Below are 10,096 nucleotides of genomic sequence, written 5' to 3'. Positions count from 1 at the left end.
AAACGATCGACCATCCGAATCATCCCTCTTCATTCCTTACGCACGGAATCACCAACCCGGTTCCGTGCAAAGGCCTCATATCAGGAAGCGGGCCCACGAACTTTGGGAACGGGAAGGCCTGATGCCCGACCGTGAAAAGGCCTGCTGGGACAAGGCGGTCGAGGAGTTCGAGTCCGGTAAACTGACCGCCGGACGAAAGCAGGCTGGCGCGGATGCCGCCGGCGACACGTCGGGTGCCAAACACTGACACGCGGCTGCCTGGCGGGAGGCGAGCTTCCTGCGATTCCATGTTATCCCCGGGGGATTGTCGGGCTGGGTTTGGGCCGCAGCATCTCCTCCACCCACGAAATGTGGCGTCAAGTATCCGAAGGCCGCGAACGGGAGACGCGCGGGAAAGCATTATCACGTTAAGCATCAGATAAAGAACGTTCATTGCTTTGCCATGGCTCTATGGTGGCCAGCGCTTGCCCGTTCTGCCTAGAGGTACTGCACTGCCGCACACCTTCGACGCTACGATTGCGCGCTACGCCGAATCCGCAAATTTGGTAACCGGGCGGTGACCACGGCCTTTTCGCAGGCCCTGAGGTAGCTGTGGTTCCGGTGCCCTAGGAAACGAAAAAGCCGCGGCGAACCGCGGCTTTTCGATGCTTGATCCCCCGGAGGAAACTGGAGCGGGTGAAGCGATTCGAACGCTCGACCCCAACCTTGGCAAGGTTGTGCTCTACCCCTGAGCTACACCCGCTCACACGGCGTCTTGGCCGCAAGCCGGGCCTATATGGCTGAAGAGCGCGGCGATTGCAACAGGGAAATAGCAGGCTTTTTGCAACTCTCGAACGATGCCGGCAACCGTCCGCGACGCGCCGATTTCATCGCTCCTTGCGCGACGGTCTTGTGTCGGCCGCCGCATTGGCCGTAAACGGCAAGGCCAAGAAACGGACGAGAAGAAGATCGATGCCGAAGACCGAAGCTGAACTGATGGCCTTTCTTGCCGAACTCGGCATCGCCGTTTCGACAATACGCCATGCGCCGCTCTATACGGTGGCTGATTCGCAGGCGCTGCGCGGCGAAATCGCCGGCGGACACACCAAGAACCTGTTCCTGAAGGACAAGAAGGACAATTTCTTCCTGGTCACCGTCGGCGAGGATGCGGTCGTCGATCTCAAGCAGATCCACCAGTCGATCGGCGCCGCCGGCCGGGTTTCCTTCGGCAAGCCGGAGATGCTGATGGAGCTTTTGGGCGTCACGCCGGGCGCAGTCACCGTCTTCGGCGTCATCAACGACAGGGAAAACAGGGTCAAGCTGGTGCTCGACAAGGATCTGATGGACCATGCCGTGATCAACGCGCATCCACTGACCAACGAGGCGACGACATCGATCGCGGCGGCCGACCTCATCAGATTCGTCGAGGCAACCGGGCACGATGCTGCTATCTTGAAAGTCTCGGCATGATCGCCACATGGATGGCGAAGCCGATTTCCAATTGAGACATGGCGCCGAGCCGCGGGCCGGGGGCGCGACCGAAAGGGTGACGAGATGAGCGACAACAATCCGTTTGGCGGATCATTCGGAAACACTGGCGGCCAGTATGCCACCACGGTCCAGTATGGCGGAACGGCGCCGGCGCCGGCGAAGGCCGCGCTTGGCGATGCGCCCGCGGGCCCTGCCGGCGGCGATGTCATCAAGGACACGACGACCGCCGCCTTCGCCGCCGACGTCATCCAGGAATCGCGGCGTCAGCCGGTACTGGTCGATTTCTGGGCGCCATGGTGCGGACCTTGCAAGCAGCTCACCCCGCAGCTGGAAAAGTCGGTCAAGGCCGCCGGCGGCAGGGTCAAGCTGGTCAAGATGAACATCGACGACCATCCCTCGATCGCCGGCCAGCTCGGCATTCAGTCGATTCCGGCTGTGATCGCCTTCAAGGACGGCCAGCCGGTCGACGGCTTCATGGGCGCCATCCCCGAGAGCCAGATCAACGAGTTCATCACCAAGGTCGGCGGCAAGGGCAATGGCGCGCCGCCGGTGGCCGAGGCCCTGGCCGCGGCAACCGAGGCCCGCGATGCCGGCGACATGCAGGCAGCCGCCGACATCTATGACGCCATCCTGGCGCAGGCGCCGGAAACGGTCGAGGCGATTGGCGGGCTGGGCGACCTGTTGTTCGAGGCTGGCGACACCGAGGGTGCCGAGGCGCTCCTGGCAACGGCGCCGGAGGCCAAGAAGGATGCACCGCCGCTGGCTGCCCTGCGTGCCAAGATCGCGCTGGCCGCGCAGGCGGCGGCGTTGGGCAATCCGGCCGAGCTCGAACGGCGCTTGGCCGAAAACCCCGCCGACCATCAGGCGCGTTTCGATCTGGCCATGATCCAGAACGCCAAGGGTGATCGCACGGCAGCCGCCGACAACCTGCTGGCCATCATCAAGGCCGACCGGAGTTGGAACGAGGATGGCGCCAGGACGCAGTTGCTGCAGCTGTTCGAGGCCTGGGGCATGACCGACGAGGCGACGCTTGCCGCGCGCCGCAAATTATCGGCGTTGCTGTTTTCCTGAGCCGGTTATCGGTTGTTTTGTCGCACGGGCTTGTGGTGTCGGGCCTGAGCGCCAGATAGGACAGGGCAGGTTGACGCTTCGCAAAGGAAGCGATCGGGAGGAACGAGGTGCAAGCGGGAAACGCGCATTACCGGCTCGCCAAGGATTTGCCGCCGACGATCCCGCTTTTTCCGCTCGAGGGCGCGCTCCTGCTGCCGGGCGGCCGCATGCCGCTCAACATCTTCGAGCCGCGCTACCTGCAGATGGTGGACGAGGCGGTCGCCGGCTCGCGAGTCATCGGCATCATCCAGCCCGGCCTCAATGGCGCCTTGCGCGAGGATGGCGAGCCGGAACTTTGCAATGTCGGCTGCATCGGCCGCATCATCGCTTTTTCGGAGACCGGCGACGGCCGCTACCTGATCTCGCTGCAAGGCGTGTGCCGGTTCCGCATCACCCACGAGCTGACGGTCAAGACGCCGTTCCGCCAGTGCAAACCGGCGCCCTTCCTCGCCGATCTCGACGAGGAGCAGGCGGCTGATGAAATCGACCGGCCGGCGCTGCTGCGGGCCTTTCGCGCCTATCTGCAGGCCAATGATCTGGAAGCCGACTGGGAAAGCGTCAGCCGCGCCGAAAACGCCATGCTGGTCAACGCGCTGTCGATGATGGCGCCCTACGGACCAGCCGAGAAGCAGGCATTGCTCGAGGCCGCGGACCTGAAAACCAGGGCCGAGACGCTGATCGCCATCACCGAGATGACGCTGGCGCGCGAGAATGAGGATTTTGGCTCGAGCCTGCAGTGAGGTGAACGCAGGCCTGAAAGCTGGAAAGGGGACGCAATGGCGGATGGGCGTGATGGAAAGAAAACCAAGGTCGACCCGAAGCTGCTGGAACTCTTGGCCTGCCCGCTGACCAAGGGGCCGCTGGCCTGGGACCCCGAACGTGGCGAGCTGGTCTCGCGGGTCGCCAAGCTCGCTTATCCCGTGCGCGACGGCATCCCGATCATGCTTCCCTCGGAAGCGCGGACCATCTCGGCCGAGGATGTGCTGTCGCCGCCAAAGCTGGGCGGGCCGGGCAGTTCGGCGTCATAGAGTGTGGCCGGACATTGAGGTTGGTGTTCGACCGCGCTGTCCCGCCAGCGCTTGATGGTGAGGGGCCACGCCTACTGAAAATTACGCCCCTTGGGCATGACCCTTTCCGCTTCTTCCGACAGCGTTGCGAGATTCTGACCGACCGGCGCGTTGCGGGGCACAGGTAGGGCATCGCGATCCGGACCCTCTGCCGTGGCGGCCAGCGGTGCGGCCGCACTGACTTTTTCCAGGAGCACGGTCAGCCAGGGCGTCAGGTCCTCGATCTTCTCGGCGACGATGTGGACGACACCTGATTCCGACTGAAGTTTTCCGCTGACCTTGACGAAGCGCGCGCCCGTGACGATGGGCCGGAAGCGGGTAAAAGTTCTTTCCCAGAAGATGACATTGGCGACGGCCTTGTCGTCTTCCAGCGTGAGAAAGATCGCGTTGCCCTTGCCGGGGCGCTGGCGCACCAGCACCAGACCGGCAACGGAGACCCGCCTGCCGTCGCGCACGGACGGCAGGCTGGCATTGGGGGTGACGCCGGCGCGGTCGAGCCGTTCGCGCAGGAAGGCGACCGGATGCGCCTTCAGCGACAGGCCGAGCGAGCGGTAATCGTGGATGACATGCTCGCCGAGCGGCATTTTCGGCAGCTTCGTCTGCGGCTCCAGCTCGCGCAGGCCGAGCGCCGGCTGGTCGAACAGCGGCAGCTTCTCGGCGGCACTCTTGCCGTCGAGCGCGCGGACCTCCCAAAGTGCCGCGCGGCGGTCGAGGCCGATGGACCGAAAGGCATCGGCCTGCGCCAGCTTCTCGATCTCGTCGACATTGAGGCCGGAGCGCAGCCAGACATCCCGGACGGTCGAGTAGCCGGCGCCGCGCCGCTCGACGAAAGCCACCATGCGTTCCTTGGAAAGTCCCTTGACCTGCCTGAAGCCGAGCCGCAGCGCATGACTTGTCTCGATGACACCGCGCATGTCGGCATGGCGCGGCAGGATACGGGCCGGGTCGAAAGACGCCTTTTCCAAAGTGCAGTCCCAGACGGAGAAATTGACGTCGACCTCGCGGATGTCGACGCCATGGTCGCGGGCGTCGCGCACCAGCTGCGCCGGCTGATAGAAGCCCATCGGCTGCGAGTTCAGGATCGCGGCGCAGAACACGTCGGGATAGAAGGTCTTGAACCAGCAGGAGGCGTAGACGAGCAGCGCGAAGGAGGCGGCATGGCTTTCGGGAAAGCCGTATTCGCCAAAACCCTCGATCTGCTTGAAGCAGCGCTCGGCGAAGTCCTTCGTGTAGCCCTTGCCGACCATGCCGTCGATCATGCGCTGGCGGTAGTTGCCGATGGTGCCGGTACGCTTGAAGGTGGCCATGGCGCGGCGCAATTCGTCGGCCTCGCCCGGTTTGAAACCGCCGGCGACGATCGCGATATTCATCGCCTGTTCCTGAAACAGGGGCACGCCAAGCGTCTTGCCGAGGATCGCTTCCAGTTCCGGCTTTTGATACTCGGCCGCTTCCTTGCCTTGCCGGCGACGCAGATAAGGGTGGACCATGTCGCCCTGGATAGGGCCGGGGCGTACGATCGCCACCTCGATGACGAGGTCGTAGAATTCGCGTGGCTTGAGACGCGGCAGCATCGACATCTGCGCGCGCGATTCGATCTGGAAGACGCCGAGCGTATCGGCACGGCAGATCATGTCGTAGACACGTTGGTTCTCCGCCGGGAGAGTGGCCAGCACATAGGGCCGGCCAAATTCGTCTCGCGCCTTCGGATAATGGTCCGTGAGCAGGGTGAAGGCGCGTTGCAGGCAAGTCAGCATACCGAGCGCCAGCACATCCACTTTCAGGATCTTCACCGAGTCCAGATCGTCCTTGTCCCATTCGACCATCTTGCGCTCGTCCATCGCCGTCTTGACGATGGGCACGATCTCGTCGAGCCGGTCCCTGGTGATGACGAAGCCGCCGACATGCTGGGAGAGGTGACGGGGGAAGCCCATGATCTCGTTGGCGCGTTCCATCACATGCCGCGATATGGGGTCGCTGCGGTCGAGGCCGCCGGCCCTCGCCTCCTTCTCGCCGAGTTCCGAGGTCGACCAGCCCCAGATCGAGCCGGAAAGCGATGCCCGGACATCCTCCGACAGGCCCATCGCCTTCGACACTTCGCGCAGCGCCGAACGGCCGCGATAGCTGATGACGGCGGCGGCAAGGGCGGTACGCTTGGAGCTGTATTTCTCGTAGATGTACTGGATGACGGTTTCGCGCTTTTCGTGCTCGAAATCGACGTCAATATCAGGCGGTTCGTTCCTTTCCTCGGAAATGAAGCGCTCGAAAAGCGAATTGATCTTTTCCGGCCCCACTTCGGTGATGCCGATGCAGAAACAGACGACCGAGTTGGCGGCCGACCCACGCCCCTGGCAGAGAATATCCTTGCTGCGCGCGAATTTGACAATGTCGTAGACGGTCAGGAAGTAACGGGCATAGTTGAGGCGCTCGATCAGAGCGAGCTCTTCCTCGATGCGCTTGATCACGGATTCAGGCACACCTGCCGGGTAGCGGTTGACTGCTCCCTCCCTTGCCAACCTTTCCAGCTCCGCCTGCGGACCGAGGCCCGATTCCGTCGGCTCGTCCGGATAATTGTACTGGAGGTCGCTGAGCGAGAAGGTCAGCTCTTCCCCGAAACGCAGCGTCTCCGCCAGCGCTTGCGGGTGCCTGCGGAACAGGCGCGCCATTTCCAGCGGCGGCTTCAAATGGCGTTCGGCATTGGCGGTCAGTTCCAGCCCCACCTCGGCGACCGGAACATTGAGGCGGATCGCGGTCAGCACGTCCTGCAGCGGGCGGCGTTCGGCCGTGTGATAGAGCACATCGTTGGTCGCCATCAGCGGTATGCCGGCGCTCTCGGCAAACGCCGCCGCCTGCTCTATCCGGAAGCGATCATGGCCGGCATAACAGGGTGAGACGCCGAGCCGCAGGGCCCTGCCGAAGCGGTCCTGGAGTTGGCGGAGCAAAGCCAGGCTGTCCTGCGCGCCGGCCGCCAGATCGGGCAGGACCGCCAGCGACATCCGGTCGCCCCATTCGAGCAGGTCGTCGCGCCGGAGCAGGGTGGCGCCCTTTTCGGTCTCGTCACGCAGATTGGCCTGGGTGAGCATGCGGCACAGATGCCCCCAGCCCCTGCGGTCCCTTGGATAGGCGAGAATGTCCGGCGTGCCGTCACCAAAAACCAGCCGGCAGCCGGGGTGATAGGCAAGCTTTTCAACCTTGGCCTGCTGCCAGGCGCGCACCACGCCGGCCACGCTGTTGCGGTCGGCGAGCCCGATCGCGGAGAAGCCCATGAGCTTGGCCGCGACCACCAGTTCCTCGGGTTTGGAGGCGCCGCGCAGGAAGGAGAAGTTCGACTGGATGCCGAACTCGGCATAGGGAATGACGGTCAGCGCGTTCATGCGAAGACCCCGTGCATGAACCAGCGCGGCGGGATCTGCGAGACGCCGCCGTACAGGCCTTGCCGGTAGAGCCAGTAGCGGCGGCCATCGGCATCCTCGATGCGGAAATAGTCGCGTGTCGATGCCGCCGGATCGCCTGGCGCCTCGCGCCACCATTCGGCGGCGATGCGCTCCGGACCTTCGGCACGGGTAACGCGGTAAAGTGCACGGCGCCAACGAAAATGCAGCGGCGGTCCCTCCGGCATTTCGGTGGCCGGCACATCGATGGGCTCGGGCGCGCGGAACAGCCGGATCGGCCGTTCCGGCGGGAAGATGGTCATCGGCGCCTGCATCCTGTCCGGCTTCTTCGGCGGCGTGGTCCGGCGCGGCGCCTCGCTGAAGGGGACGATGGCGACGGCGCGTTCGGGCAGATGGCTTTCCACGGGAACCGGCTGCAGAACCGCGCCCTCGCCGAGGCGGGCGCGGATACGGTCGGCGAACAGGGCGATGTCGGCGCCATCATCCACCGCCTCGCCGGTCAGATCGGTCTGCTGCGTGTCGAAAGCGCCGACGGCCAGCACCGAGAGGCGCACCAGGTCGAAGCCAAAGCCGGCATCGATATGCTGCTCGAGTGCTGCCAGCCTTTCATGGAACAATTTCCGGATCAACGAGGGTTCGCGCATCGGCCGCGAGGTGCCGAGCGCGATGCGGCTGACGGCGCCGTCGACGCGAAAGAGCAGCAGCGCCAGCGTCCGGGCACCTTCGCCGCGGCGTTCGAGGTCGGTCTTCAAGGTCGTCGCCAGCATGCCCACCAGTCGTTCTATCTCCTCCGTCAGCGTGACGGGCTCGGCGAGATGGCGTTCGACGGAAAGCGGCGCGACGGGAAGGCGCGGTGAGATCGCTTCGTCGAGACGGCCAAGCGCCTGGTCGAGGCGCTGGAGCAGCAAAGCGCCGAAGCGGCGGGCGAGCGGCGCGCGCGGCGCGGCCATGACGGCGCCCGCCGTGCGCAGCCCCACACTTTCCAGGCTGGTCCGGGTTTCCGGCGCTATGCGGAGGGCGGCCAGCGGCAAGGCGGCAAGCAAGGCTTCCTCCTCGCCCGATACAACGATGCGGTCGCCGCAAAAGCGTGCCGCCGCCCAGGCCGCCCCGGGCGTACCGGCAAGCCCGGCGCGGACGTCGAACCCCTGGTGGAAGAAGCGCGACAGGATCTCGTCCAGCATGGCGCGTTCACCGCCGAACAGATGGGTGCAGCCGGTGACGTCGAGGAACAGGCCGTCGATGCTGTCCAGCGCGACCAGCGGCGTGTAGCGGTCGCACCAGTCGGCAAGGCCCGCGAGCAGGCGCCGGTCGGCCTCCGGATCGGCTTCGACGATTTCGATCGACGGATGCATGGCGCGCGCATCGGCAATCCCCATGTCACGCTTCAGGTGCAGCGCCTCAGCTCGCTCGTCGAGGGCCGAGATGCGCTGCGCGTTGCCCTGGCGGTGGCTGATCACGAGCGGTGGGTGAGATGGCCGCGGATGATCCGGCGGCCGGGAACGCCAGGATTTCCCCAGACGCTGCCGCAGGATCCTTTCGGTCGCCAGATAGGGAAACCACAGGGACAGGATTCTCTGCCCATTCGCTGCCTCCACCGTGTCTTTCCTCGCCCCTTCTTTCCTCGAATCTGCGTTCATCGGGGTTCCACTCCAGTGTGAATTGTCCAGGCAGGGCCGTGCGGCTCTTGCCGATGCTGATGGTGAAGGCGGGGTAGCCGATCGAGCCGGCGAGCGGCCCGGCGACCGTGGCGCGCGGCACGGCCGGCGCCGACGCGGCGATCAGACGGACAGGCGCCGCCGTCGGTTCCGGCTCGGCCGCCTGCCGCAGCAGGAACACCGGCCGGCCGGTAGCTTGCGCCCGCGCATGCAGGCGGCGTGTCGCGGTCAGGTCGAGCCGCTGCGGATTGCCGCGGATTTCCAGGACAACGGCGGCAAGCGCGGTCATGCGGGCCGCTTCCTCGGCGACCCACAGCGCATCGACAAGCCTGGGCGCCTCGGAAAACAGCAATTGCCCGGGTTCAATGCCGAAGCAGCCATGCAGCCCCCTGGCGTAGGGAAAGCCGGCCTCGTGGAAAATTTCCGATGTCCCGATCCATAGGATGGGCAGCCCCTGCGCCCGGTTGAGGATCAGGCTGACGAGCGACAGAGCGAAGCCGGCGACGGCTCCCGCATCGCGGGTCTCTAGGCCATGGATTTCGGTCAGGGCGGCTTTCGGCAGGCCGCCGCTGAGCGCGGCATCGAGCCGCTCGATGCCGATCGGCAGGAAAGCATCCGGCAAGGCCGCGGCAAGGCCGCGCCGGACGATCGTCAGATCGCTGCCGGCGCCGGCATCAAGGGTTGCCGCCGCCGGCGCCTGCAGACGCTCGGGCAGCGTTCCCTCTATTTTCGCGATCTGGCGGCGCAGGGAAAAAACAGTCTCCCGCGCCACGGCGGTCATCGCCATGACGGTCAGCTTCCACTCACAATTGTTCCTGTTATGTTCTCTAGGATTCCAGAGGCGATCCGAAGAGTCAAGCAGAGTCATGAGGAATTTATTCCTCCCCTGGGCGACACCGGCCTATAGGCGTCATTTGCCTGGATCAGTGCGAAAGCCTATATGCCGGGATCAAAGGACAAAGCATGGCCCGCATCTACAAGACCCGCACCTGGCATGGCGAACTCGCGCCCTCGATGGAGGAGCTGGAGTTCCTGGCGCTGGAGGCCTACGCCCATCTGCCGGAGGAATTTCGTAAGCTGACCGGCGAGATCATCATCCAGATCGCCGAATTCCCGACCGACGAGATCATGGACGATTTGTCGCTGGAGACGCCGTTCGACCTGCTCGGCCTGTTCGAGGGGCGCGGCATCGCCGAACGCTGGAACCCGCAAACCGGCGAAGGCCCGAACCGCATCACCCTCTATCGCCGCGCCATGCTCGACTACTGGGCCGAGAACGAGGAATCGCTGGGCGACATCGTCACCCACGTGCTGATCCACGAGATCGGCCACCATTTCGGCCTGTCGGACGATGATATGGAGAAGATCGAAGAGGCTGCTGAGTAGACCACTTTCGTCACCCTAG

At 64.8% G+C, this 10,096-nt stretch carries 9 protein-coding genes and 1 tRNA gene; 6 read left to right on the top strand and 4 right to left on the bottom strand.

Translation table 11 applies throughout. The annotated features are described in order from the left end of the window. Positions 1–64 precede the first annotated feature (64 nt). Entirely contained in the window at positions 65–247 is a 183-nt protein-coding gene (locus FJ941_RS29570) for a DUF2934 domain-containing protein (RefSeq protein ID WP_181170014.1), read from the top strand. Positions 248–667: 420 nt separating this feature from the next. Here FJ941_RS29570 and FJ941_RS27370 read toward each other — a convergent pair. Continuing rightward, positions 668–742, bottom strand: a tRNA-Gly gene (locus FJ941_RS27370). A 209-nt stretch (positions 743–951) separates the two neighbouring features. Between FJ941_RS27370 and FJ941_RS27365 the strand changes: the two genes are divergently transcribed. The 4 genes from FJ941_RS27365 to FJ941_RS27350 all read left to right on the top strand — a co-directional run bounded on the left by FJ941_RS27365 (position 952) and on the right by FJ941_RS27350 (position 3,608). Next, positions 952–1,449 (top strand): prolyl-tRNA synthetase associated domain-containing protein, encoded by a 498-nt coding sequence (locus FJ941_RS27365; protein WP_140510557.1) that lies wholly within the window; start codon positions 952–954, stop codon positions 1,447–1,449. Positions 1,450–1,533: 84 nt separating this feature from the next. Further along, positions 1,534–2,541, top strand: coding sequence for a thioredoxin (trxA, locus tag FJ941_RS27360; RefSeq protein WP_140510555.1), 1,008 nt, complete (start codon positions 1,534–1,536; stop codon positions 2,539–2,541). 107 nt (positions 2,542–2,648) lie between these two features. After that, on the top strand, positions 2,649–3,320 hold the full coding sequence (locus tag FJ941_RS27355) for an LON peptidase substrate-binding domain-containing protein (RefSeq protein WP_140510553.1): 672 nt from the start codon (positions 2,649–2,651) through the stop codon (positions 3,318–3,320). A gap of 36 nt (positions 3,321–3,356) precedes the next feature. Continuing rightward, positions 3,357–3,608 (top strand): Trm112 family protein, encoded by a 252-nt coding sequence (locus FJ941_RS27350; protein ID WP_140510552.1) that lies wholly within the window; start codon positions 3,357–3,359, stop codon positions 3,606–3,608. A 71-nt stretch (positions 3,609–3,679) separates the two neighbouring features. Here the strand turns inward: FJ941_RS27350 and FJ941_RS27345 are convergent, their stop codons facing one another. The 3 genes from FJ941_RS27345 to FJ941_RS29565 are packed head-to-tail and all read right to left on the bottom strand — an operon-like array spanning position 3,680 to position 9,478. Beyond that, a complete protein-coding gene (locus tag FJ941_RS27345) occupies positions 3,680–7,018 on the bottom strand; it encodes an error-prone DNA polymerase (RefSeq protein ID WP_140510551.1) in 3,339 nt (1,112 codons plus the stop codon). Next, positions 7,015–8,493, bottom strand: a complete 1,479-nt coding sequence (locus FJ941_RS27340) for a DUF6504 family protein (RefSeq protein ID WP_140510550.1) — start codon at positions 8,491–8,493, stop codon at positions 7,015–7,017. Before FJ941_RS27340 ends, FJ941_RS27345 begins: the two co-directional genes overlap by 4 nt. Next, a complete protein-coding gene (locus FJ941_RS29565; protein ID WP_140510549.1) occupies positions 8,435–9,478 on the bottom strand; it encodes a hypothetical protein in 1,044 nt (347 codons plus the stop codon). Before FJ941_RS29565 ends, FJ941_RS27340 begins: the two co-directional genes overlap by 59 nt. A 176-nt stretch (positions 9,479–9,654) precedes the next feature. Between FJ941_RS29565 and FJ941_RS27330 the strand changes: the two genes are divergently transcribed. Beyond that, positions 9,655–10,077 (top strand): metallopeptidase family protein, encoded by a 423-nt coding sequence (locus FJ941_RS27330; protein WP_140510548.1) that lies wholly within the window; start codon positions 9,655–9,657, stop codon positions 10,075–10,077. Positions 10,078–10,096 lie beyond the last annotated feature (19 nt).

This window comes from Mesorhizobium sp. B2-3-13 (genome assembly GCF_006442195.1).
Classification (GTDB): Bacteria; Pseudomonadota; Alphaproteobacteria; order Rhizobiales; family Rhizobiaceae; genus Mesorhizobium; species Mesorhizobium salmacidum.
The sequence above is the reverse complement of the archived record's forward strand: the minus strand, read 5'-3'. Positions and strand labels throughout refer to the sequence as shown.